Here is a 24,531-nt window from a genome sequence, read left to right as displayed (position 1 = left end):
GCGGTCCGGACGGTGATGTGACGCGGCAGGCACGATCACGTGCCTCGGGAGGTTCCTCGGCCGTCGTCGCCTGAGCCGGTGCGGTCGCGCGTCCTCGCATGACTCCGTTGTGCCCCGGTAACCCTGGATGAACCTGATGACCGGATTTGACCCGGCTGTTAGCCGACTCGTCCAGCACGGGAGGGGCATCGCGCGATAGCGTTGGAGATGGCCCCGAGCCGTCGGGCCCCGTCCCCCCATCAATCCCACCGAGGAGTCCCGAGGAACACGGCATGGCAGGCGACAACCTCCTCTACGACATCTACGAGCGCCGGCTGGCTGCGCGCATCGACCCGGCCACGGTGCCCCACCACGTGGGTGTCATCCTCGACGGCAACCGGCGCTGGGCCAAGTCCATGGGGTTCGGGGCCGCGCAGGGCCACAAGCGAGGCGCGGACAAGATCGAGGAGTTCCTCGGGTGGGCCGAGCAGATGGGGGTCCAGGTCGTCACCCTGTGGCTGCTGAGCACCGACAACCTCTCCCGAGACCCGGCCGAGCTCTCACCCCTGCTGGACATCATCGCCCACGCCGTCGACGAGCTCGCCGAGACCGGCCGCTGGAGCCTGCGTCTCGTGGGCGCCGTCGATCTCCTGCCCGAGCCGCTGGCCGAGCGCCTGCGCGCTGCCGTCGTCCGTTCCCGGCCCGCGAGCGCCGGGGCCTCCGAGTCGGACGGGGCGGCGGGTCATGCGGTCAAGACCGCCGAGGTCGAGGATCGGCGCATGCAGGTCAATATCGCCGTCGGCTACGGGGGCCGCCAGGAGATCGCCGACGCCGTGCGCGAGCTGCTGCGCGAGCGGGCCGCCGCCGGGGCGAGCCTGGAGGAGGTGGCCGCCTCGCTCAGCGAGGAGGACATCACCGAGCACCTCTACACCAAGGGCCAGCCAGACCCCGACCTGGTCATCCGCACCTCGGGCGAGCAGCGGCTCTCCGGATTCCTCCTGTGGCAGTCGGTGCACTCCGAGTACTACTTCTGCGAGGTCAACTGGCCGGCCTTCCGACGCGTGGACTTCCTGCGGGCGCTGCGCGACTTCGCCGGCCGAGAGCGACGCCTGGGCAGGTAGACGGGCCGGGGCGCCGCACCGAGACCGCGGAGGGAGCGCCTGAAAAGGCCGCAGCGCAGGTGACAATACGGGCGTGATGAGCGGTGAATCCCACCCGCCCCGAGGCCTGAGCAGCAGCACAGGCGCAGGTGGTGCGGGCAGTGCGGTGGCGGGAAGGGTCCCGGCGCCGCTGGTCTTCGCCGCCTCCGCCTTCTCCCAGTATCTCGGTGCGGGCTTGGCCGTCTCACTGTTCTCGCTCATGCCATCGACGTCGATACTGGTGGGAGCTGTGGTGCTGGGGCAGCTGCCCAGCGGCTGGAAGGTTGCCGGCCTCGTGCTGGTGTCAGTGGCCGTTGCCCTGGCCGGCGCGGACGGCTGCGCCGGCCAGGGCAACGGCTCCCAGAGTGCCGTTGAGGCACGTAGGTCTCCCGAGAGCGGGTGTGCCCGACATGTGACGCACCCGCATGCCTCAGAACGTGTCAGTCCACGGGGGAGACGCGGATGAGGTTGCCATCAGGATCGGAAATCATGAAGGTTCGGCCAAAGACATCGTTGTGGGGTTCTTCAACAACTGTGACGCCTTTTGCTGTCCATTCCTTGTAGACGGCATCCACAGACTCCAATGATGTTGAAATCATCAGTCCAACCTCGCTGGTTCGTGAGGTGGCAGTGCCGATCGCATCCGCGGCTCCGCTCCACAATGAGAATAGTACGCCTGGGGCGATTTCAAAGGCCACGTAACGGGGAGTGGTCATAATGGGATGGATGTCGAATAAGTCGCTGTAGAACTCGGTGGCTCGCTCGACGTCGGTGACGTAGATCAGGAACAGGTTTGGTGCAGGCATAGTGGTCTCCTCTCACAAATTTCCGGTAGGACTCGTCCGATGCTGGAGATCAAACACGACATCTCATGTCATATATGAGATGTGACATACGTGTTGATTCGTAGCAGTCGGCCGAGAGGCCCTGGGGTGAGTGGAGCCTTGGTACTTGCCGGGATCTCGGGCAGGATGGTTTCCCGGTCCGGGCGCCGCCCGGCCTGGCTGGTGCCCCGGTCCCGGCGCGCGTCGACTCACCGATGCCCTGCGCCGTCGAACCGCGTACGCCGGCACCTCACGCACCGACGCGCACGCTGCCAGCGACACGCGCCGGCGTGCTCGCGGTCCCAAACGACAGGATCCTCGTGGCCGCACACCGCACCCCCGCCTCACACCGCTTCGCCTCCGGGAAGACCCCGGCCGCGGGTGAGGCCACTTTCGCCGACCTCGGCGTGGACTCGGACCTCGCCGCCGACCTCGACGCCCGCGGCTTCACCGCGCCCTTCCCCATCCAGGCCGCCACCCTGCCCGACACCCTCGCCGGGCGCGACGTGCTCGGCCGCGGCCGCACCGGCTCGGGCAAGACCCTGGCCTTCAGCCTGCCGCTGGTCCAGCGCCTGGCGCAGCAGGACAAGGCCCGCCCCGGCCACCCCATCGGGCTGGTCCTGGCACCCACCCGCGAGCTCGCCCTCCAGATCGCCGAGGTCATCGAGCCCCTGGCCCGCGTCGTCGACATGGATGTGACCACCATCTTCGGCGGGGTCTCCGCCAAGCCCCAGGAGAAGGCCCTTAAAGCGGGCGTCGACGTCGTCGTCGCCTGCCCCGGCCGGCTCCTGGACCTCATGGGACAGGGGCTCGTCAGCCTCGACGAGGTCGAGATCACCGTCCTGGACGAGGCCGACCACATGGCCGACCTCGGCTTCCTGCCGGGCGTCCGCCGCATCCTGCGCGCCACCCCGCAGCGCGGCCAGCGCCTGCTGTTCTCCGCCACCCTGGACAACGGCGTGGACACCCTGGTCAAGGAGTTCCTCCACAACCCGCTGCAGCACTCCGTGGACCCCTCGACCTCGCCCGTGGACGCCATGACCCACCGCGTGTGGATGGTCGCGGACAAGACCGCCAAGGACGGCATCGTGCGGCGCCTGGCCTCCGGGGAGGGGCAGCGCATCCTGTTCACCCGCACCAAGCACCTCGCCCGGCGCCTGGCCCGCAAGCTCGTCCAGGCAGGGATCCCCGCCGTCGAGCTGCAGGGCAACATGAGCCAGAAGGCGCGCGAGCGCGCCATGCGGGCCTTCTCCACGGGGCAGGTCCACGTCATGGTCGCCACCGACATCGCCGCCCGGGGGATCGACGTCTCCGGCGTCGAGCTCGTCGTCCACGTCGACCCGCCCGCCGAGCACAAGGCCTACCTGCACCGCTCGGGCCGCACTGCCCGCGCCGGGGCCGCCGGGAGCGTCATCACCCTCGTCCTGCCCGAGCAGAAGCACGATGTTCAGGTCCTGCTCAAGAAGGCGCGGATCCGTGCGGACATCGAGCGCATCCGTCCCGACGACGACGCCGTGTCCGCCCTCGTGGGGCAGGTCGCCGAGGCTGTTGCACCGGAGGACATGCCCGAGGGCGTGGCCATCAAGGGCGGCAGCCCCAGCGGGCGGGCCTCCACCGGGCGGTCGGGACACGGTCACGGAGAAGCGGGACGCAGTCGGTCCGGTCGCGCAGGTCGCGGCGGTCGCGGCGGGGGAGCGCTCGGCGGGAACGGCGGGCGCGGTGCGAAGCGGCGCGGCGGAAGTGGTGAGCGGGGCTCCGGGCAGCCCTCCGGCCGGGGTGGCCGCAGCGGTGGAGCTCGTAGGCACGGATCCCGCGGCCGCGGGGCCAAGGGAGGCCAGGGAAGTCCCGCCTGACGCCTTGCGGTAGACGGCATTCGGCGCGAGGTGCTGGGCGTCGACGATGCCGTGCTTGCGACGAGCCCCCCGTACCCGCAACGGTGAGCGGCGTCGTTGGTGGAGCAAGCCGTTCCTGGCTCGGGCCGGGCGGAAGTGGGGCGTCAGTGCTACCGTCGAGTGGCTGACGGCAATTGGGAGGGTGGCTGGAGAGCGTGGCAGTGCACCTTTCACGGCGAGCTCTGACCGGAGTGATGACGGGTCTCATCCTGGCCGGCTGCGCTCCTCGGGGGCCGCAGCGAGCGGCAGAGCACTCGACTCCGCCGTCGTACCTGCGCTCGCGCGGGGCCGGCGTTGCGCCGAGCCTGCGGCCGACGTCAGCAGAACTGTCGGTTCCTGCTGCGTTCTCCTACACCGACTCCGAGGGCGAGACCTCCGACTGCATCTTCTACGCGGCCACGGACGTGCCGGTCGGACTGGTCGTCTACCTCGACGGCGACGGGCAGTCCTTCCACAGTCAAGGGAACCAGAGCCGGGACGAGAGGTCCCGCGGAGGCCTGGCCGGCGTCGGGGGAGTCGTCGAGGCGGCGAGCGCTCGCGGGTACGACGTGGTCTCGGTGCGATCTCCCGGAGACGACGGAATCTGGTGGCTGGAGGATCAGGACGGCAAGGTCCGCTACCTGGGGGAGGCGCTCGACTACGTGGTCGCCGAGTGCGGTGCCACCATGGATCGGGTCTGGTTCGTGGGCTACTCCGGAGGATCGGAGTTCATCAGCCAGTGGTTCTTCCCGGTCTACGCCGAGAGCATGGCGGGCGGGGGCTTCCTGCTCTTCGGGGGTGGTGATGCGCCCGAGGAGCAGGCGATGTTCTCCGACGGTGCCAAGGAACGGCTCTCGCTGAACTGGGTGACCGGGACGCGCGACGTGCCCGCCAACAGCCTCGACGGATTCGACGGCATCGGGCACGCCAGGAACAGCCTGACCTACTACCGAGCCGCGGGTTTCCGTCACACCTGGAACGAGTGGCCCGACGACGACCACGGCAGCATCACCGAGAAGTTCGGTAGCTACGTCGGCCGTGTGCTCGATGCTGCCGCAAGTGAAAAATGAGAAAAATATATTTTGGAAGTTGTTCGATTGAGGTTGCGCAATTGTGACCTCTGTACTCACCTTGCAGGCAAGGTAACGTTGTAGTCTGCCTTGAGTCACATTCTCCTTGCCGACAAAGAGGTCTCACGGTGTTTGGTGAAAAAAAGCGGAAGATACAATCTCTCGAACAGCAGCTGAGTGCGGGAGCGCAACAGTATAATGCTGCGCTTGCGTCAATCGGGGAGCTTCGTACGCTTCTTGATCGGGTTGGGGGTGGGGATCTGGTTGTCATGCAGGAAGTTGCTGCGCAAATGAGGCGTGAGCAGGCCGAGCTGCAGTCCTCTATGGAGCGACAGAGGTTGGAGATTGCCCAGAGGACCGCCTCAGCGGAGGAGAATCTTCGTATTCTTGAGAGCGATGCCCGCGCAGTTTCTGATCGAATCGACGATCGCAAGCGGGAGCTTGCGCAGCTTGATATGCATCTTTCGGATGCTGTTGTCATGGTCGACAATGGTCTGACAAATTATATGCATCCGGCTGAGTCTTCCCTTGAACTCAGTGGTCGCCTCTCGGAAGTGCGTTCACAGATCAAGGAGATGATTAGAGGGAAGATGGCGATTAAGGCTAGGGATAACTTCATCTTCAATAATTCGGCATCGCAGGGACGTAAGTTCGTTTCCGATATGTCAAAGATGATGTTGCGTGCCTACAACGCAGAGGTTGAGAACTGTGTTCTCACCGTCAAAGCGGGTAATGGTGAGACTGCTCGTAATCGACTTGAGCGTACTCGCGACCAGGTGGAGCGTCTCGGTTCTCTTATTAATCTGAGGATAGATGGTAGATATCATGCTCTCCGCCTTGAAGAGCTCGATTTATCGCTCAGGTATCAGAATGTGAAAAAATCTGAGAAGGAAGCGGAGCGTGAGGAGAAGGCGAGGCTTCGTGAAGAGCGAAAGGCTCAGCAGGAACTTGCTCAACGTCGCGCAAAGCTGGATAAGGAACGTGAGCACTATCATCACGTGCTTCAGTCTCTTGTGGAGCAGGGGCGAACGGATGAGGCGGATGAGATCAGGTCTCAGCTTGAGGGTCTTAATGAGGAGATCGAAAAAGTTGACTTCCGTGCCGCTAATATTCGTGCAGGATATGTGTATGTTATCTCTAATGTCGGAGCGTTCGGTGGTCGGATGGTTAAAATCGGCATGACTCGTCGTCTTGATCCGATGGATCGTGTTCGAGAGCTTGGTGATGCCTCTGTTCCCTTTGGTTTTGATGTCCATGCGCTGTTCTTTTCTGACGATGCTGTCACGGTGGAGGCTGATCTGCATCGACGGTTTGCGGACAGGCGGGTTAATCGCGTCAATACTCGTCGCGAGTTCTTCTATGCGTCTCCAGCTGAGGTCCGCGATGTCCTCTCGGAGGTGGCTGGAAACCTCCTGGAGTTCACTGAGGAGCCAGAGGCCGAGCAGTATCGTCTTAGCCTTCAGATGGCGGAATCGGAGAATGATGGTGTCGCTACCGGTGGAGGAGACCAAGGTTAGGGGGAGGCTGTGGGGTATATCCTTGTGCCGTCGAGGTTGTGCCTTACTCGTCAGTTGTGGGTCTTCGGAGCAGTCCGCGATCCGTAAGGCGCGGTCCTCAGGCCTGGGTACGTCATTGTGGCTGCATGAGCTGTGCTCACATCCGGCCATCTGGGCTGGCGCTGATCGAACCCGGCTCAACATGAGCGTCCTCTCCCGTCCCGCTGGCAGGAGTGTTCACTCCACGTGGATCGGTGTTATCTGAGCTCACCGGATTCCAGCAGCCATCACGCAGCCCGAAACCATATGCCGGCGGGGCAGTGGGACACTGCTTGTGGCCTATTTCAGCGCCCCGTTTCCTATGCTCACCGTGGTCCACGGATCTCGGCGGCAGTCACGCGTGAGGCACCGAGCCCCTTGGCAGGCATCCTTGATGCGACTCGTCGAGATGCAGGCATGACAGAGCAGCACTGGCCATCATGGTGGGTAGTCACCCGGGTGCAACCGGGTGACTACCCCGGTAAGCAATCGGCTCAGCTGAACCAGTTGCTCAGGGCCTCCGCAAGGGCGCTGACGTTCAGAGCCAGGCGGGTAGCGTAGTTGACTACGTCGCCCACCTGCCGGAGCGTTACTTTGCCCTTGCGGGCTTTGATGTGTCGGTCCACCGGCTTGGGCGCGGACTCGCTTTGCCTGTGGGGTCCGGTCGGACGAGATCCTTGTGAGCCGTCGCTGGGGGCGGCCCAGTCGGGCGCAGCGCCCACATGAAGCTGATAGACGTCTTTCATCCGAAGCGTATCGGTCGACTCATCCATCGCCCACCAGTACTCATGCGTCATCAGCCCCAGTCTCTCCAGACGCCCCAGGCAACGACGCAACGCCGATGGCGATGTCCCCACCATGCGGGCAAGTCGATCCTGTGATGACCACACGCGGTTACGATCATCCGCGTACTCTGCTAAGACAAGAAGCAGCAACCTCTCCTGCGGCTTCAGGCCTCGCACCTCGTGAACAGCCCAATGTGCTGCTTTGAGACCCATACCAGTTCTCCCTCCATCAACGCCGGCACTACGCCAGCAGACTTACTGTTGCCTAGTACGACGACCGGGGTGAGCACATGGCGACCCCTCGGCCCAGAAGCAGCACCTCACTGCTCCCACCTACATCTGTGCCGAGGTACGCCACACTCTGTCCGAGCTGACGAGCTCAACATCGAACTCGTGCTCAACACCCCAAGAAACTAGCCTCAAGCGGTCAGTCACGGCTCCACCTCAGAGGGTTGCACCAACATGCGCTCCAGGCCTCAGGCTGAATAATCTCGTTGCTTCTTGCGGCGAGGGGGAGTGGGCGGCGGTTGCCTGCGTCCCCGGGCGTGAAGAAGGCCCCGGTCCCTGGCGGGGTCGAGGTTGATGCGGGGCTCCTGTGAGGCTCGAACCCGCGACCGTCGGAGTGGCAGAGGGCAGTGCCGGCCCTCAGCGCATAGTCGCAGCACGCGGCAGTGTCTCTGTCCTGGAAACCGCCCGGAGGGCTGAAGATCCGGGCTGCCAGTACCACCACGGCCCCGGCTCCAGCGCACGCCAGAAGGACTCAGGCGGGAACGCCATCACGACCACCTTGCATCTCGCTGCAGGAATTCTTGTTGTAGGTCACAGGGATAATTCGGGATGGGTGGGAGGGCACCAGCCCGGGCGCCCTCCCACCCCGGCCAGGCGACGCACTACCGCCACCCGGCCACCAGGACCAGCAGAAACCACCTACCGGCCCCACCGGGGCAACGACGGACCGCCCGTCGTGCCCCAAGGAAGCACCGGCGGAAGGCCCGCCGTGCTCCAAGAAAGGAGCGCCATCATGCGCTACGCACTCAGTCAGGGACGACTGCTCAGCATCAGTGAGTACGTGCAGCACGTGGCCCTTCCCGACCCGCCCCAGGATCTGACCTGCCCCGGTCAGGACACCCACGGCAGACTCTGCCGGGCTCCCGCCGGTCCCAGGGCGCTGAAGTCCAAGCACGTGCGCCCCCACTTCTGGTCCAGGAAGCACATCGCCGGCTGCGACGAGGGAGACGCCGCCGAGCGCGCCGTTAAAGGCCACCGCGACGGCTCCACCACCACCCGCACCCGCCACGAGGGGCCCACGCTGCTTCTCGTCACCACAGGGCCAGGAACCGGCACGGGCACGGCGACGCCCACCAGCCGTACCCAGGCCGCCGGCCGCCCCATGGCCACCGCCCAACCCGGACCTGACAGCAGACGAAACGCCCCCACACGATCCACCACAACGCTGGCATCCCTGCTCACCTGCGCCATGGATGGCCGCCTCGACCCTCACGCGCTCCTTAGGCTGCCCGGTAGGCGCCATGCTGGTTTCGTCAACCAACTCGTGCGGCTCGCCAACACCCTCACGCCCGCTCACAAGGGCCTGCGCGCGTGCTTCTACGGCAAGGTCGCCAACTACGCCGAGAACGCCCCCACCAAGAGCATCTTCCTGCACGTGGTGCCCCAGCCCGGCACCAGACCCAGGGACACCGCCGCCATCATGGTCCGCAACGACCAGGCCCTCAGCGTCCAGGACAACCTCGACGCCAGCATCGGTGACCTTGCCGGCCACCACGTCATCGTCATCGGCACCCTGCGCGTCTCCCCGAAAACTGGCAGCCTCTACATCGCCCTGGCCGATACCAGCCACATCGCCTATCAGCCCTGACCAGCTCACGGCACGCTCCTGACCAGGTCCGCCACCGCGGCGTCGTCCAGGCCCTCGACCCAGGGCTCCCACCCCAGGCGCGCCTCCACCGGCCCGTCGGGGCTCGGCACCAGCACTCTGACCTGCCGCCCCGACGGTGACAGGACAACCAGCTCACACGAGCCGCCCCAGGCATTAACCACCACCGGCAGCCCCGCCAGGTCAGCGCCCACCGTCCGAGCCAGGCCGGCAGCCCGCTCGCACACCTCACGGCAGGCCTCCACCCGCCCCAGGTGACGTCCCCACGCCTCACCCAGTTCCGCGCCGAGGGCATCCGCAGTGGACACGACCCACCGGCCCGGGTCGGACCCGACCCGCCACGCCACCTCACCGCCGTCGAGGCCCCACTCAAGGCCCCAGCGCACGACCGTGGTCTGCGCACAGGTCACGCCCTCTGGAAGCCCGGACACCTCCAGGCCCTCAACCACAGCGCGCACGCCCTCGGGCATGACTCCCACGCCCCGGCCCGCGTCCGGCCCCTCGATGCACCACCACCCGGCAGCCCCAGGACCATCACCCCAGGCACCGGCCCGGTCGCAGCCCGGCACATGCTCCAAGGCCCGCCACACCGGGCGCACCACACCAGATTCCACCCCGCAAACCAGCAGACGCGCCAAGCACCGCCGGCCACCAGCACCCGTCCCTGGGCAGCGCACCACCGGGCGCTGTGTCCCCAACGACAACCACTCAGACACTGGGACAACGTCGACAGCCGTCATCACAACAACGCCTCCTGACCAGGAAGCTCCACAACCTCAATACCGGGCACCGACGACACCGAAGATGCGGACGGACCTAAGAGGGCCTCGATGGTGCTCTGTCGAAACTTCACTCGGCCCGACGGCAGTCGGACCATGTCGATCAACCCTTCACGCCCCCCAGCGCCAAAGCTGCTGCCGGGTGATGCCAGCATCAGGCCAGCGCTCCACAACCTGTCGCGCAGACATCAGTGGATCGCCACGTTTGAAGTCTGACATTTCATTCGTTATGCTAGTTGCATGAGTTCACAAGGACTGTCCGAGGCGTCGCCGACTCTTGCGGGGTTCGATGCCGCAGTTGGGTTCACGGTGCAGCAGCATCTGTTTTCCCGCGGAATCACTCGCGCCCACCTTGGGACACTTCTTGGTGTGCCAGGGCAAAGCGTCTCTAGCCGTCTGCGCGGCAAGGTGCGTTGGACTGCGGGTGATTTGGCCGTGGCCGCTGAACTGTTCGGGGTGGGGGTTGCTGACCTCTATCCCACCCGCAGCGCCGAGGGTTGGGTTCCGGCACCTTACGTTCCGGGCACAAGTAAGGCCTCGGCCCCTTCCGGGGCCGAGGCGGCTGGTACCCCCTGTGGGGCTCGAACCCACGACCTTCGGATTAAAAGTCCGCAGCTCTGACCAACTGAGCTAAGGGGGCGTGCCGACGGCCGGAAGCAGAGTCCAGACGCCATCGGCAGGGGCCAGCATAGCCGGACAACCGACCGCCGTGTCGAACCGGTCTCACCGTCGCCCGCCGCGATCCTGATGGCCGCGCCCGCCCCACGCCGCCCAGGAGCCCATCTCGTCGCCCGCCAGCGCGCCTTTGGCCTTCCTCCACCAACCCCGCCGTCGGCCGGAAGTGAACCCATGGGGGAGCGCCCACGTTCCCGCGAGACAATGGGGCGGCGCGTCGTCGCCGGCGCGTCCGCACCTTGTGAGGAGTCCCCATGGCCCGCCAGTTCCACCGTCCCGCCCGGCTCGACCCCGAGGCCGCCGAACAGATCGAGGGCAGCACCGACACCGCCGTCGCCTCCGAGCTCGCCCACCGCGCCGCCCAGGCCCTCATCGGCGGCTTCCCCGGCACCGAGACCGAGGACGACCCCATCACCCGCTCCGGCGTCGTTGCCGCGGTCGCCACCAACGGCGTCGACGACATCGCCGAGCTGTGGGCCGACTCCCCGGCCACCACCCTGCCCGGCACCCTGTGGCGCCTGTTCCTCGTGCGCGAGTGGATCCGCCGCGACCCCGAGCTCGTCGCCCGCCGCTACGCGACCGTCGTCGACCTCACCGAGGCCGACGACACCACGAACGCCCGCTTCGAGTCCGCCCTCGGCGAGGCGCGCCCCGTGCCCGCTCCCGCCGAGCTGCGCGAGCGTCTCGATGTCGTCCTGGCCGGCGGCGTCGAGGACTCCGTCACCGAGATCGCCCCGCTGCTGACCGCCACCGCAGACTTCCTACGCGCCCTGGCCGCCGGCTCCGACCCCGTGTGGATCGAGGACGACGCCGACGAGCTCGCCGACCGCGTCACCCGCCGCGACTCCGCTCTCCTGGCTACTGCTGATGAGCTCACCGACGCCGCCCGCCGCGCCGCCGCCGGCCTCCTCGACTGAGAGGACCTTGCGCAGGGGCGATCCGGGCGCGGGATGTCCAAATCGGAAACAAAGGCCCGAAGTGAGTGTGTGAAGGTAGATCAGAACCGCATGATTCCGCGGATCTGTTGAAGCCGTCAAGAGTGCGCAAGCTCCTTTGTCTCCGATTTGGACACGATTGGCGAGATCATGCGCGCTTCGTTGGACGAGACGTGGGGGAGCGCGCAGCGGGGGCGCGGTCTCAGGTGGCGGGGTCGCCTATCGGCCGCGAGTCCCGAAGATCGGGCGTGAGCTGCGGCGCCTCGCATATTCGCTGAACTGGGGCGGACCCCCGCCCCACAAGGCTGCTCGGACGTGGGACCATGTGGCCATGACCAACGACGCGCCCCACTCCGCCCCCACGCCGCTCTCCCGCTTCCTGGGCGGGTGGATGCGTCACCCGAGCCCTCAGGAGCCCGAGCAGGTGACCGACGACGCCGAGGCCGCTGAGGCCGCCCAGTCCGCGGCGTCGCCTGAGGCCGCGAGCACCGACGAGCCGGCCGTCTCCGCCGAGGTCGCCGGCTCCGACGCCGAGGCCGAGGTCGCCGCAGCCGCTTCCGGCGGGTCCGCCACCGGCGCAGCGTCCCCGGGAGGGGCAGCCGATCCGCACGACTTCGACGACCCGGCCGACCCTGACGACCCCGAGGGCACTGAGGAGACGGTCGAGGAGGAGCACGTCATCGAGGTCGCCGACCCGCGCGACTTCGCCGACGACTCCGGCCCCCAGTACGAGGACGAGGACTTCGACGACATCGTCGACGGCGAGGCGTCCCCCGCCCCCGGCCCCATCGGCACCGCGACCCCCGCCATCGCCCCCTCCTCCATCACCTCCGCCAGCTCGCAGTCGGCCCCTTCGGCCGCCGAGGCCCTGGCGACACCGTCGACCATGGCGCCAGGAGACCGGGGCCTGTCCGTTCCCGGCAGCGCCACCAGCTCGGGCCATGCCGTCAGTCCCGCCAGCGCCGCCTCCTCGGTCTCCTCGCTGAGCTCGGCTGACGCCGCCGACGCCGCCGACGCCGCGGCCTCGGCCGCCTCCGCCGACACCGCCCAGGTGGACCCCGAGGACCTCCTGCCGCCCCTGAAGTCCTTCACGAACCGCTTCATTGATCGGGAGCTGACCTGGCTGGACTTCAACGAGCGCGTCCTGGAGCAGGCCGAGGACCGCACCCTGCCCCTGCTGGAGCGCGCCTGGTTCCTGTCGATCTTCTCCTCCAACCTGGACGAGTTCTACATGGTGCGCGTCGCCGGCCTCATGCGCCGCATCAAGGCCGGCATCACCCCGGTGCGCGCCTCCGGCCTGGACGCTCACCAGGTCCTGGCCCAGGTCACCAGCCGCACCAAGGAGCTCACCGCCCGCCAGGCCGCCCTCTTCCAGGAGGACATCCGCCCGGCCCTGGCCGAGCGCAACGTGAAGATCCTGGGCTGGGACGAGCTCGACTCCGACCAGCAGGAGCGCCTGACCCGCTACTTCCGCCACCAGATCTATCCGGTCCTCACCCCGCTGGCGGTCGACCCCTCCCACCCCTTCCCCTACATCTCGGGCCTGTCCCTCAACCTCGCCGTCATCCTGCGCAACCCGCGCAGCGGCAAGGAGCACTTCGCCCGCATCAAGGTGCCCGACTCCCTGCCGCGCCTCATCCAGGTCCCCGGCCGAGAGCTCGACGCCGCGGACAAGGCCGCCGGCTGCGCCGTCATCCCCATCGAGATCGTCATCGGCCAGCACCTCGACCACCTCTTCCCGGGCATGGACATCCTGGAGCACCACCTCTTCCGGGTCACCCGCAACGAGGACCTCGAGGTTGAGGAGGACGATGCCGAGAACCTCCTCAAGGCCATGGAGAAGGAGCTCGAGCGGCGCCGCTTCGGCGACTGCGTGCGCCTGGAGGTGGAGGACACCATCTCCTCCTTCACCCGCCGCTACCTGGTGCGCGCCCTGGGCCTCAAGGGCGACGACGTCTTTGAGCTCCCCGCGCCCCTGGACCTGACCTGCCTCAACCAGCTCCACGACCTGGACATCCCCGACCTGAAGTACCCGCGCTTCGTGCCGGTGACGGCCGCGGGCCTGGCCGCCTACGAGTCCTCCTCCGCGCCGGACGTCTTCGCCGCCATGCGCGAGCACGACGTCCTCCTGCACCACCCCTACGACTCCTTCTCCACCTCCGTCCAGGAGTTCGTGGCCCAGGCAGCCGCCGACCCCAAGGTCCTGGCCATCAAGCAGACCCTCTACCGCACCTCCGGCGACTCCCCGATCGTGGACGCCCTCATCGAGGCCGCCGAGGCCGGCAAGCAGGTCGTCGCCATCGTGGAGATCAAGGCCCGCTTCGACGAGGAGGCCAACATCTCCTGGGCCCGCAAGCTCGAGCGTGCCGGCGTCCACGTCGTCTACGGCATGGTCGGCCTCAAGACGCACTGCAAGCTGCTGCTCGTCGTGCGCCAGGAGTCCGACGGCCTGCGCCGCTACTGCCACGTCGGCACCGGCAACTACCACCCCAAGACCGCCCGCGGCTACGAGGACCTGGGGCTGCTGACCTGCGACCGCGACGTGGCCCAGGACCTGACCACCCTGTTCAACCAGCTCTCCGGCTACGCCCCACGCGCCCGCTTCCGCCGCCTGCTCGTGGCCCCCCGCGGCCTGCGCGACGGGCTCGTGAAGCACATCGAGCAGGAGATCGCCAACCGTAAGGCCGGCCTGCCCGCTTGGATCCGCATCAAGGTCAACTCCATCGTCGACGAGACCGTCATCGACGCCCTCTACCGCGCCTCGCGCGCCGGGGTACCGGTCGACATCGTCGTACGCGGCATCTGCGGCCTGCGCGCCGGCGTCGAGGGCCTCAGCGAGAACATCCGCGTGCGCTCGATCCTGGGGCGCTTCCTGGAGCACTCGCGCATCTACGCCTTCGCCGGCGGCGGGCAGACCAAGCTGTTCATCGGATCGGCCGACCTCATGCACCGCAACCTCGACCGCCGCGTCGAGGCCCTGGTGCGCATCACCGACCCCGCCATGGTCGAGGACCTCGAGTGGCTGGTCACCCACTGCGCCTCCGACGACGTCGCCTCCTGGCACCTCCAGCCCGACGGCTCCTGGGAGCGTCACCTCCTCGACGCCGAGGGCAACCGCCTCGAGGACATCCAGGACAGCCTCATGGCCCGGGCGCGCTCGCGCGTCAAGGGCCGGCACTGAGACGGCCGTGCCATGAGTCCGTCCAGCAGGAAGAACGGCTCGCGCGAGACAGTGAAGGCCGCAGGCGCCCTCGTGTGGCGCGAGAACGGCAAGCACCTCGAGGTACTCCTGGTCCACCGTCCCCGCTACGACGACTGGTCCATCCCCAAGGGCAAGGTCGACCCCTGCGAGTCCGTGCGCACCTGCGCCGTGCGCGAGGTCGCCGAGGAGACCGGCGTCCAGGTGATCCTGGGCCAGCCCCTCAGCCGCGTGCACTACAAGATCGCCGACGGCTCCCGCAAGAAGGTGCACTACTGGGCCGCCCGCGTCGCCCCCGGCTCCTCGGCCGCCGTCGCCGCCCGCTGCGCCGTCGAACCCGCCTCGGCCAAGGAGATCGACGCCGTCGAGTGGCTGCGCGTGGGCCAGGCCCGCAAGCGCCTGACCTACCCCTACGACCGTGACCTGCTCGGCGAGCTCGTCGACCTGTGGGAGGACGGCAAGCTCGACACCTGGACCCTGGTCCTCGTGCGCCACGGCCGCGCCGTCAAGCGCTCCGTGTGGAACCGACCCAAGGAGCGGGACAAGGAGACCGACGAGGCCACCCGCCCCCTGACCCACGACCAGGGTGAGACCCGGGCCCGCGCCCTCGTCCCGATCCTGGCCGCCTACGGGGTGGGGCGCGTCCTCACCAGCCCCTGGAAGCGCTGTGTGGACACGGTCGCCCCCTACGCCACGGCCGCGGGCCTGACCCTGGAGATGGCCGGGGCCTTCACCGAGATGGCCCACGCCCAGAACCCCAAGGGCGTGCGCTCCGTGGTCAAGAAGGTTCTGGGCGTGCGCGAGGAGCCGACGGCGCTGTGCACCCACCGCCCCGTCCTGCCCACCATCATGGAGGTCGTCTCCCAGTACGCCCCCGGCAGGCTCCTGCGCTCCGTGCCCGACCGGGACCCCTGGCTCAAGACCGGCGAGATCCTCGTGGTCCACATGGCCCGCCGTCCCCGCGGCAAGATCCGCGCCGTCGCCATCGAGAAGCAGCGCCCCGTCCTGTCGGAGGGACGCTGACCGGGGCGCCGGCCGGACCGCCGCCCGGTGCGCGGAGCCGCCTGGTGATGCTCCTCATAGGGAGTGTTTACCAACCGTTTACCCCGGTCACCCGGAACCTTCATCCGGGGCGCTTATCGTGATCGTTGCCTGACACTCACCCGGTATCCGACTGAACCTCCGCCCCCTCTGACTCAGCGAGGAGAGCCTGTGCTCCTGACCCGTCGCAGCGCCCTGGGCGCCCTGAGCGTGGCCACCCTGACCGCGCTGACCGCCTGCGGGCGCGACGCCGGCGCCGCCGACCCCAACGCCTCCAGCGACCTGGTGGGGCAGATCCGCGGCGCGGGCGCCACCTCCCAGTCCGACGCGCAGGACGCATGGATGAACACCTTCATGGGCGCCAACCTGCGCGCCACCGTCGACTACGCCGGCGGCGGCTCCGGGGCCGGGCGCACCAAGCTCGTCGAGGGCGCCATCGACTTCGCCGGCACCGACACCCCCATGACCGTCGACGAGATCAGCAGGATCGGCGGCGCCGTCGAGCTGCCCCTCTACATCTCCCCGATCGCCGTGGCCTACAACCTGCCCGGCTTCACCGGGGAGTCCCACGTCAACATGACCGGCGAGGTCCTCGCCAAGGTCCTCTCCGGGGCCATCACCCGCTGGAACGACCCGGCCCTGGCCGCCCTCAACCCCGGCGCCGCCCTGCCGGACCAGCGGATCATCGTCGTGGGCCGCTCCGATGACTCGGGCACCACGAAGGCCCTGACCACCTACCTGGCCACCGTCGCCCCCAAGATCTGGCCCCACGAGCCCGAGGAGACCTGGCCGCTGCGCGGCGGCCAGTCCGGTGACGGCACCGCAGGCATGATCCAGACCGTCTCCGCGGCCACCGGCACCATCGGATACGCCGACGCCTCCAAGGTCCCCGCCACCCTGGGCACCGTCGCCGTCGGCAGCCACGGGGCCTACGTGCCCGTCTCCGCCAAGGCCGCAGCCGCCGCCCTCGACGCCGCCACCCTGGGCACCGAGGCCGACGAGGCCCGCCTGCTCTACAACCCCAGCCACGACGCCAAGGGCGCCTACCCCATCGTCCTGGTCTCCTACCTCGCCGCCCGCCTGCGCTACGACGACGCCCAGATCGCCGCCGTCGTCAAGGCCTACCTGCGCTTCGCCGCCTCCACCAGGGGGCAGGACGCCTCCGCCAAGGCCACCGGCTGCGCCCCCATCACCCGCGAGATGCGCGAGAAGATCAACGCCGCCATCGACAAGATCGCCGCCTGAGGCCGCCCGGCCGGCCACCACGACGCCGCACCGAACCGTATGACCAGCCAGCACCCACCCGCCCAGCCGCCGCCCCAGACACCCCGAGGAGGGTCAGCCGTGGCCAGCACCACCGCACCGCCGTCGTCGCCACCCCCAGCGGGCACCGCGACCGCCTCCAGCAGCGCCGACGACGCCATCATCCAGCCCGGCAGGGCCCCCGGTCAGACCGGCAACCGGATCTTCACCGGCCTGTCCTTCGGTGCCGGCACCCTCATCATGGTGGTGCTCGCCCTCGTGGCCGCCTTCCTCATCCGGGAGGCGCTGCCCGCCCTGACGGCCTCGCGCGAGACCCTCGAGTCGGTCTCCTTCATGCGCGACCGCGGCCTGTGGGGCTACGTGGCCCCGCTCGTCTTCGGCACGCTGCTGTCCTCGACCATCGCCCTGGGTGTCGCGGTGCCGCTGAGCATCGGGGTGGCCCTGTTCATCTCCCACTTCGCCCCGCGCCGCCTGGCCCAGGCCCTGGGATACATGGTGGACCTCCTGGCCGCGATCCCCTCCGTGGTCTTCGGCCTGTGGGGCTTCCTGTGGCTGGTGCCCCTGCTCGACCCCGTCAACACCTGGCTGAGCGACCACCTCGGCTTCATCCCGCTGTTCGCCGACTACACGGCCCCGGCCAAGAACATCACCACCGCCTCCCTGGTCCTGGCCGTCATGATCCTGCCGATCATCACCGCCACCATCCGCGAGATCTTCCTCCAGACGCCCACGCTCCAGGAGGAGGCCTCCCTGGCCCTGGGCGCCACCCGCTACGAGATGATCCGCCAGGCCGTCCTGCCCTTCGGCCGCTCCGGCATCATCTCCGCCTCCATGCTGGGGCTCGGACGCGCCCTGGGGGAGACCATGGCCGTCCTCATGATCCTCTCGCCCGGCATGGGTCTGAACCTCCGAGTCCTCCAGGCCGGCCAGCACCAGACCATCGCCGCCAACATCGCCTCGCAGTTCCGCGAGGCCTACGGCCTGAGCGTCAACGTGCTCATCGCCACCGGCCTGGTCCTGTTCATCATCACCTTCGCGGTCAACTCCCTGGCGCGGTGGATCATCGCGCGCCGCTCCGAGTTCTCAGGAGCCAGCTGACATGACGCCCACGAACACACCCGAGCCCACCGACGGCGCCTCCTCCAGCAGCGCGGCCTCTCGCCACGCCCCGGCCACCGGTGCGGCCGGTTCAGCCGGAGAGACCGGTGTCCCCGCGCCCAAGTCCCTCAAGGCCGCGCTCGCGGCCGCCGAGGCCCCGGCCGCTCCTGTCGACCCGCTGGCCGACCCGCCGTCCATCGAGGGCGTGCCCCTGACCTCCTACCGCCTGCCCGACTGGTTCATCTGGGCGGCGCTGGGAGCCGCCTTCGTCGTCGTCGGCGGGATCGGTCTGCTGGCCGGATGGAGCATCGCCGCCGTCGTCACCCTGACCGCCCTGGTGTGGGTGGTGGGCGCCACCGTCGTCTCCTGGGTGCGCGAGGGCGACCGCTGGGGCCGCAACACCCTGGTGACCCTCCTCATCTACCTGTCCTTCGCCGTCGTCATGGTGCCGCTGGTCTCCCTGGTCTGGATGGTCCTGTGCGGCGGCTCGGCCCGCTTCGGCTACGACTTCCTGACCACCAACATGCGCGGCGCCGACGCCTCCAACGGCGGCTTCTACCACGGCATCGTCGGCACCCTCCAGATCACCGGGATCGCCACCCTCATCTCGGTGCCCCTGGGGCTGTTCACCGCCGTCTTCCTCGTGGAGTACAACGGCGGCTGGATCGCCCGGGCCATCACCTTCCTCGTCGACGTCATGACCGGCATCCCCTCGATCGTGGCCGGGCTGTTCGCCTACTCGATCTTCCTCATCGCGGCCGGCCCCCGCTACCAAGCCGGCATCATCGGGGCCGTGGCCCTGAGCGTCCTCATGACACCGGTGGTCATCCGCGGTGTGGAGGAGATGCTCAAGCTCGTCCCCTCCCACCTGCGCGAGGCCTCCTACGCGCTGGGCGTGCCCAAGTGGCTCACCATCGTCAAGGTCGTGCTGCGCACCGCGGTGGCCGGCATCACCACCTCCGTCATGATCGCCATCGCCCGCGTCATCGGTGAGACCGCCCCGCTGCTCATCACCGTGGGCCTGACGATCCGCACCAACACCAACCCGCTGGACGGCTCCATGTCCACCCTGCCGGTGCTCGTCTACGACCAGTACTCCCGCGGGGAGGCCGCCGCCATGGAGCGGGCCTGGGCCGGGGCACTGACCCTCATCATCCTGGTCATGCTGCTCAACCTCGTGGCCCGCCTCATCTCCAAGTACTTCAGCCCCAAGGGCGGCCGGCGCTAACCCGACCGGAGCCGCAGCCCGCAGCGCCCCAGAGCCCTCAGCAGTCCACCTCAGGTAAAGGAACCGACGTGTCCAAGCGCATCGACGTCATCGGCGAGAACATCTACTACGGCGACTTCCTGGCCGTGAAGGACGTCAACGTCGTCATCGAGCCCAAGTCCGTCACCGCCCTCATCGGCCCCTCCGGCTGCGGGAAGTCCACCTTCCTGCGCACCCTCAACCGCATGCACGAGACCATCCCCGGTGCCCGCGTCGAGGGCCAGGTCATCGTCGACGGCGTCAACCTCTACGGCCCCGGCGTCGACGCCGTCCAGGTGCGCCGAGCCATCGGCATGGTCTTCCAGCGGCCCAACCCATTCCCCACGATGTCGATCGCCGAGAACGTCCTGGCCGGCGTGCGCCTCAACAACCGCCGCATCAGGAAGTCCGACGCCGACGACCTGGTGGAGGCCTCCCTGCGCGGAGCCAACCTGTGGGACGAGGTCAAGGACCGCCTGGACCGGCCGGGCCTGGGCCTGTCCGGCGGCCAGCAGCAGCGCCTGTGCATTGCCCGCGCCATCGCGGTCAAGCCCGCCGTCCTGCTCATGGACGAGCCCTGCTCCGCCCTGGACCCCATCTCCACGCTCGCCATCGAGGACCTCATCTCCGAGCTCAAGACGGACTACACGATCGTCATCGTCACCCACAACATGCAGCAGGCCTCCCGCGTGAGCGACATGACCGGCTTCTTCAACCTGGAGGCCACCGGCAAGCCGGGCCACCTCGTCGAGTACGACTCCACCGACAAGATCTTCTCCGCCCCCAGCCAGCAGGCCACCGAGGACTACATCTCCGGCCGCTTCGGCTGAGGGACGAGGAGGGATGAGGACGTCGGGCCGGAGAGCGCCAGTCGGCGCGAATGCCGCTCGCGGCGGCTTGAGTTGGAGCCCGGGGCCCGTCACGGCCCGACGCCGCCCACGAGTCTACAGGTCCGGGCTCCCGGCCGTCCCGGCGTCCACCCAGTGAGTCCACCCGGCGGTCGGGGGAGGCGCCTGGCCTCCCTGGCCCGTCCTGACCTTCGCCGTCCTCCCCGGGGCCGGTGTGCGCTCATGCGTCCTCGGGGGCGTCCAGACGGTAGCCGACGTTGCGCACCGTGCCGATGAGGTTGTCGTGCTCGGTGCCCAGCTTGGCGCGCAGGCGACGGATGTGGACGTCCACCGTGCGCGAGCCACCGATGTAGTCCTCGCCCCACACCTCGTGCAGGAGCGCGTCACGCGTCAGGACCCGCCCCCGGTTGGCGGCCAGGAACCTCAGCAGCTCGAACTCCTTGTAGGTCAGGTCCAGGATCGTGCCGCGCAGTCGGGCCGTGTAGGCGGTGACGTCAATGACAAGATCGCCCACGTCGATGCGGTCGTCGTCGACCTCGTCCACGACCGGGACATGGGCGCGCAGCAGCCGCAACCGGGCCGACAGCTCGGCGGGCTTGGCGCCGGCCATGACGAAGTCGGCCGCGCCCCAGTCGATCTGCACCGCGGCGGCGCCCCCCTCCTCCACGATGAGGATGATGGGCGGGCAGTCCATGGGGCCGGTGAAGAGCTGGCACAGAGCGCGGGCGCGGGTCAGGTCCCCACGGGCGTCGATCATGACGACGTCGGCGCTGTCCACCTCCGCGTAGGAGGAGGGGATCGGGGGGAGGCACTCCACCTGGGAGTCGAGGAAGGCGGTCGCCGGCAGGACGTCAGTGGCGTCACTCTCACGAGTGAACATGATGATCCGCATGGCTGCTCCTTCCACGGCTCTCGACCTGGACTCGCCGGCGCGGTCGAGCGGCGCAGCGGCGATACTGACGGGGATAAGTCAACCACACCTCGTCGCAGGCGAAATCTCCGGAGGCGATGACCGACCGGATACTGACCATCCAGGAGGATGCTGGAGTGGGCGCTGCGGCCGTCCGGGTGTGGGACGATGCGTGCTGTGACTACCCACCACCGACGAGCCCAGCCGGCTGCGCGCGCCCGTGGGGCCTCTCGTGCCTCCCGCGATGACTCCCGTGCCGCAGCCGTTCCGACGGCCGCCGGCGGCGTGGCGGACTGGGCCAGCGTCATCGGCGTAGGCGACTCCGGCGCCTCGGCCAGGCCGACCGGCTCGGAGTCCACCGCGCGCTCGACCGGCCCCGACGCCGCCGGTGAGTCGACCGGTTCCTCCGGTGCTCCGGCGACGGCCCGCTCAGCGGACTCGGGTGACACTGCCGACCTTGCTGAGGACCTGGGCTACGCCACCCGTCGCACCTCCAACCGTCCCAAGGAGCCGGGCCTGGTGGATCCGGCCTGGACCCGGCTCGCCTTCGCGGGCGTCGTGCCTCTGCTGCTGGCGGTCGGCTCGGTGCTGCCCGGCTGGGTGAGGCTGGCCCTCGTGGCCGCCCTGGTGCCGGCCGCCGCGCAGGGCTGGCCCGCGCTCGTGCGCGCCCGGCACGACCTGGGCGGCACGGTCGTCATGACGATTTGTGGGCTGTCGGCCGCCGTCAGTGTCTACCTCCTCGGTGACATGGGGGTGGCCGGCCTGGTCATGGCCTTCTCGATCCTGGTGGCCTTCGTCGGCCAGATGCTGCGGCGCGACGGCCGGCACAACCTGGTCGAGGACCTGTCCGCAACGGTTGCCGGCTGCCTCGTGGCGGTCTCCGGCTCGGCCTGGTGCGCCCTGGAGCCGGGCCTGGCCGATCCGGCCATCGTCGTGCCCACCTGTCTGGCGCTGTTCGTCGGTGCCGTCCTGACCGTCCTCAACGTGCGCGCCCGGATGCTGGAGGCCCTCACCGTCACGGTTCCGGCACTGCTCGCCGGCGGTGCCGGCTACGTGCTGGCCTCGGCCGGCTTCTTCGGCCTGTCCCACATCAGTGCGACAGCGGCGCTGCAAAGCGCCGTGGCCTGCGTGGCCGTCGGCTTCGTGGCGGGGGTTCTCATGGCCGCCGGCAACCGCGTCCTGTGGACCCACCGATGGGTGCCCGGCGGGCGTGCGGCTGTGGCCTCCGCGCTCGTGCCGATCCTGTCGGTCGGCGTGCCGGTCTACGCCATCGCCCGCCTCCTGGGCGGTTTCCTCGCCGGCTGAGCACGGCCCGGGCAGGCGGCGCGCGTGAAGCGGGCAGGGGTGACGTCGTAGGCTGCGGGCATGGCATTCACGCTTCCTGACGACCTGCCCCCCGAGCTCTACCCGCTGGCCTGGCTGGCCGGCACCTGGCGCGGCTACGGCATCCTCACCTACGGCGAGACCGTACCCGAGCAGGCCGTCTACCAGGAGATGACCTTCGACCACGACGGCGGCCCCTACCTGCGCCAAACCACCACCATCTGGACGGTCGACGCCACCCGCTCCAAGAACCTCGACTTCGAGATGCCCGGCCTCCAGGGCGCCTCCCTCCTGGCTCCCGCTCAGATCTGGTCCACCGAGACCGCCTACTGGCGGCCCGTCGGCCAGGAGCAGCCCGACGGCGCCGACGGTGCCGGGACCACCGAGGCCGCCGATGCCCCCTCCGATGCTGAGAGCGCCGGTGGCCCGCTCATCCCCGTCACCCGGCTCGAGCTTGTCTCGGCCGACCCCGCCGGTCACGTCGGCGTCTGGGAGGGCTGGATCCAGGGGCCGCGCGCCCAGGTCGGCACCCAGGCCGTGGGCCGTGCCCGCACGGCCGTCCCGGTGGAGGAGATGACCCGCATGTTCGGGCTCGTGGGCGGCGACCTCATGTGGACCCAGGACATGGCCGCCTTCGGCCAGAGCGAGGTGACCACCTACGCCTCCGGCCGCCTCGGCCGAGTTGACGACGTGGACGACCCCGCCGCCCAGCCCGGCTCAGCCCTCGACCCGACTGAGCCGACCGCGGACTCCTTCGACTCCTCCGCACCCGCCTCCGACGACGCCGAGCCGACCGCCTGATGCGCCCCTCCCCACTGCTGACCAGCCCCGGCGCCGTCGCCTCCGCCCCGGACGACCCCGACCAGGCCGTCCCCGCCCACCTCGGCGACCCCGGCCGCGAGCAGACCGCCCTGGCTGAGGGGCGCGCGGCCTGCGCCCTGGCTCGCGACGTCGTCACCGTCACCGGCCCGGACCGCCTGAGCTGGCTGACCACACTGTCCAGCCAGGTGCTCACCACCCTGGAGCCCGGCGACGGCGGCGCGGAGACGCTGCTCCTCGACGCCCAGGGACACATCACCCACGCGCTCGCGGCTCTCGACGACGGCCTTACGCTCTGGCTCGTCACGGAGGCCGGCAACGGCGAGGACCTGGCGACATTCCTGGACTCCATGCGCTTCATGCTGCGCGTCGAGGTAGCCGAGCGGCCCGATGTCATGGCGCTGGGCGCCCTCGGGGAGGGGCTCGAGGCCCTGGCCCAGGCGGCGCGTGACACGGCGCCGGACTCGCCGACCGACCCCGAGGCCCCCGCCACCTCCCAGGCCGACGCCGCCCAGACCGGCGCCGAGCCTCAGGGCTCGCTCATCGGCCTGTGGCGCGACCCGTGGCCGGGCGTCGTCGAGGGCGGCACGAGCTACGACGTCGGAGAGGACCGACCGCATCCCGGCCAGGGGTACCGGGGCGGTCACGTCCTGGTGCCCGCCCAGAGCGTGAATGCTGTGGTGGAGGCCTTCCTCGCCGCCGGGGAGGGGCGGCGCCTGGCCGGCGCCCTGGCCTGGGAGGCCCTGCGCATTGAGGCCGGCCGACCCCGCCACGCCCGCGAGGCCGACGCCCGCGCTATCCCCCACGAGCTGGACTGGCTGCGCACGGCCGTGCACCTGACGAAGGGCTGCTACCCGGGTCAGGAGACGATCGCGCGCACCCTCAACCTGGGTCGGCCCCCGCGCCGCCTCACCGTGCTTCAGCTCGACGGCCTCGTCGGCGACCTGCCCCGACCCGGGGCGACCGTGCGCATGGGGGAGCGGACCGTGGGCGCCGTGACCTCTGTGGCGCGCCACCACGAGCTCGGCCCCATCGCCCTGGCCCTGCTGCGCCGCGCCGTGCCTGTGGGCGAGCAGCTGACCGTGGAGGTCACCGAGGTCGACGAGACCACCGGTGAGACCGTCCCCGTCGGCCGGGTCGACGCCGCCCAGGAGGTACTGGTCTCCCCCGAGGGGCGCGCCCAGGCCAGCCCGTCCGAGCGCCCCGGCGCCGGACTGCGCAAGGGCCTGCGGCTCTGAGAGGTCCGGTCGAGCGTCCGGTCCAGGGCGCTCCAGGGCCGGCCGCTGCATGAGGAACCA

19 protein-coding genes, 1 tRNA gene and 1 pseudogene are annotated in these 24,531 nt (G+C 69.1%); 15 read left to right on the top strand and 6 right to left on the bottom strand.

Features of this window, described 5'->3' with window-relative positions; all coding sequences use genetic code 11:
- Positions 1-272 precede the first annotated feature (272 nt).
- Positions 273-1,100 carry an undecaprenyl diphosphate synthase family protein gene (locus FBF36_RS11395; protein WP_009395199.1) on the top strand — a complete coding sequence of 276 codons (828 nt, stop codon included), beginning with the start codon at positions 273-275 and terminating at the stop codon, positions 1,098-1,100.
- A 458-nt stretch (positions 1,101-1,558) separates the two neighbouring features.
- Here the strand turns inward: FBF36_RS11395 and FBF36_RS11385 are convergent, their stop codons facing one another.
- A complete protein-coding gene (locus FBF36_RS11385; RefSeq protein ID WP_009395203.1) occupies positions 1,559-1,924 on the bottom strand; it encodes a VOC family protein in 366 nt (121 codons plus the stop codon).
- A gap of 338 nt (positions 1,925-2,262) precedes the next feature.
- On the opposite strand from FBF36_RS11385, the gene FBF36_RS11380 reads away from it, so the two are divergent.
- From FBF36_RS11380 to FBF36_RS11370, 3 genes are all read left to right on the top strand, one after another.
- Positions 2,263-3,795 (top strand): DEAD/DEAH box helicase, encoded by a 1,533-nt coding sequence (locus FBF36_RS11380; RefSeq protein ID WP_138137563.1) that lies wholly within the window; start codon positions 2,263-2,265, stop codon positions 3,793-3,795.
- Positions 3,796-4,028: 233 nt separating this feature from the next.
- On the top strand, positions 4,029-4,883 hold the full coding sequence (locus tag FBF36_RS11375) for a hypothetical protein (protein WP_009396316.1): 855 nt from the start codon (positions 4,029-4,031) through the stop codon (positions 4,881-4,883).
- Between the two features lie 338 nt (positions 4,884-5,221).
- Positions 5,222-6,400, top strand: coding sequence for a DUF4041 domain-containing protein (locus tag FBF36_RS11370; RefSeq protein ID WP_225792357.1), 1,179 nt, complete (start codon positions 5,222-5,224; stop codon positions 6,398-6,400).
- 512 nt (positions 6,401-6,912) lie between these two features.
- Here FBF36_RS11370 and FBF36_RS13555 read toward each other — a convergent pair.
- Together FBF36_RS13555 and FBF36_RS13845 are read right to left on the bottom strand one after the other, a co-directional pair.
- Positions 6,913-7,215: a hypothetical protein gene (locus FBF36_RS13555; protein ID WP_009396314.1), complete on the bottom strand. Its 303-nt coding sequence runs from the start codon at positions 7,213-7,215 to the stop codon at positions 6,913-6,915.
- A 12-nt stretch (positions 7,216-7,227) separates the two neighbouring features.
- Positions 7,228-7,416, bottom strand: a pseudogene (locus FBF36_RS13845) (helix-turn-helix domain-containing protein); the annotation flags it as partial.
- Positions 7,417-8,224: 808 nt separating this feature from the next.
- Here FBF36_RS13845 and FBF36_RS11355 point away from each other — a divergent pair.
- A complete protein-coding gene (locus FBF36_RS11355) occupies positions 8,225-9,079 on the top strand; it encodes a hypothetical protein (protein WP_009396312.1) in 855 nt (284 codons plus the stop codon).
- A 5-nt stretch (positions 9,080-9,084) separates the two neighbouring features.
- On the opposite strand, the gene FBF36_RS11350 is transcribed toward FBF36_RS11355, so the two are convergent.
- Both FBF36_RS11350 and FBF36_RS11345 read right to left on the bottom strand, forming a co-directional pair.
- Complete coding sequence (locus FBF36_RS11350) at positions 9,085-9,699, bottom strand: hypothetical protein (RefSeq protein WP_138137561.1); 615 nt, start codon at positions 9,697-9,699, stop codon at positions 9,085-9,087.
- A 740-nt stretch (positions 9,700-10,439) separates the two neighbouring features.
- A tRNA-Lys gene (locus FBF36_RS11345) sits at positions 10,440-10,516 on the bottom strand.
- A gap of 289 nt (positions 10,517-10,805) precedes the next feature.
- Between FBF36_RS11345 and FBF36_RS11340 the strand changes: the two genes are divergently transcribed.
- From FBF36_RS11340 to pstB, 7 genes are all read left to right on the top strand, one after another.
- The gene (locus FBF36_RS11340) at positions 10,806-11,468 is read left to right on the top strand and encodes a hypothetical protein (protein WP_009396309.1); all 663 of its coding nucleotides are present in this window, start codon (positions 10,806-10,808) and stop codon (positions 11,466-11,468) included.
- Positions 11,469-11,817: 349 nt separating this feature from the next.
- Positions 11,818-14,667: an RNA degradosome polyphosphate kinase gene (locus tag FBF36_RS11335; RefSeq protein WP_138137559.1), complete on the top strand. Its 2,850-nt coding sequence runs from the start codon at positions 11,818-11,820 to the stop codon at positions 14,665-14,667.
- Positions 14,668-14,679: 12 nt separating this feature from the next.
- Positions 14,680-15,708, top strand: coding sequence for an NUDIX hydrolase (locus tag FBF36_RS11330; protein WP_009398812.1), 1,029 nt, complete (start codon positions 14,680-14,682; stop codon positions 15,706-15,708).
- Between the two features lie 189 nt (positions 15,709-15,897).
- Entirely contained in the window at positions 15,898-16,971 is a 1,074-nt protein-coding gene (pstS, locus tag FBF36_RS11325) for a phosphate ABC transporter substrate-binding protein PstS (protein WP_138137557.1), read from the top strand.
- Positions 16,972-17,070: 99 nt separating this feature from the next.
- The gene (gene pstC / locus FBF36_RS11320; protein WP_009398808.1) at positions 17,071-18,087 is read left to right on the top strand and encodes a phosphate ABC transporter permease subunit PstC; all 1,017 of its coding nucleotides are present in this window, start codon (positions 17,071-17,073) and stop codon (positions 18,085-18,087) included.
- Position 18,088: 1 nt separating this feature from the next.
- Positions 18,089-19,315 carry a phosphate ABC transporter permease PstA gene (gene pstA, locus FBF36_RS11315; RefSeq protein WP_009398807.1) on the top strand — a complete coding sequence of 409 codons (1,227 nt, stop codon included), beginning with the start codon at positions 18,089-18,091 and terminating at the stop codon, positions 19,313-19,315.
- Between the two features lie 68 nt (positions 19,316-19,383).
- A complete protein-coding gene (pstB, locus tag FBF36_RS11310; protein ID WP_009398804.1) occupies positions 19,384-20,163 on the top strand; it encodes a phosphate ABC transporter ATP-binding protein PstB in 780 nt (259 codons plus the stop codon).
- A 238-nt stretch (positions 20,164-20,401) separates the two neighbouring features.
- On the opposite strand, the gene FBF36_RS11305 is transcribed toward pstB, so the two are convergent.
- Positions 20,402-21,073, bottom strand: coding sequence for a winged helix-turn-helix domain-containing protein (locus tag FBF36_RS11305; RefSeq protein ID WP_009398800.1), 672 nt, complete (start codon positions 21,071-21,073; stop codon positions 20,402-20,404).
- A gap of 186 nt (positions 21,074-21,259) precedes the next feature.
- On the opposite strand from FBF36_RS11305, the gene FBF36_RS11300 reads away from it, so the two are divergent.
- From FBF36_RS11300 to FBF36_RS11290, 3 genes are read left to right on the top strand one after another with little or no spacing between them, the layout of a single operon-like run.
- A complete protein-coding gene (locus FBF36_RS11300) occupies positions 21,260-22,396 on the top strand; it encodes a hypothetical protein (RefSeq protein WP_138137555.1) in 1,137 nt (378 codons plus the stop codon).
- A 60-nt stretch (positions 22,397-22,456) separates the two neighbouring features.
- A complete protein-coding gene (locus FBF36_RS11295; protein ID WP_138137553.1) occupies positions 22,457-23,215 on the top strand; it encodes an FABP family protein in 759 nt (252 codons plus the stop codon).
- Positions 23,215-24,471, top strand: a complete 1,257-nt coding sequence (locus FBF36_RS11290; protein WP_138137551.1) for a YgfZ/GcvT domain-containing protein — start codon at positions 23,215-23,217, stop codon at positions 24,469-24,471. The genes FBF36_RS11295 and FBF36_RS11290 overlap by 1 nt, the downstream gene beginning before the upstream one ends.
- Positions 24,472-24,531 lie beyond the last annotated feature (60 nt).

This window comes from Actinomyces sp. oral taxon 171 str. F0337, assembly GCF_005696555.1.
Classification (GTDB): domain Bacteria; phylum Actinomycetota; class Actinomycetes; order Actinomycetales; family Actinomycetaceae; genus Actinomyces; species Actinomyces oris_E.
Note: the sequence above shows the minus strand (reverse complement) of the source record. Positions and strands in the feature narration are given on the sequence as shown.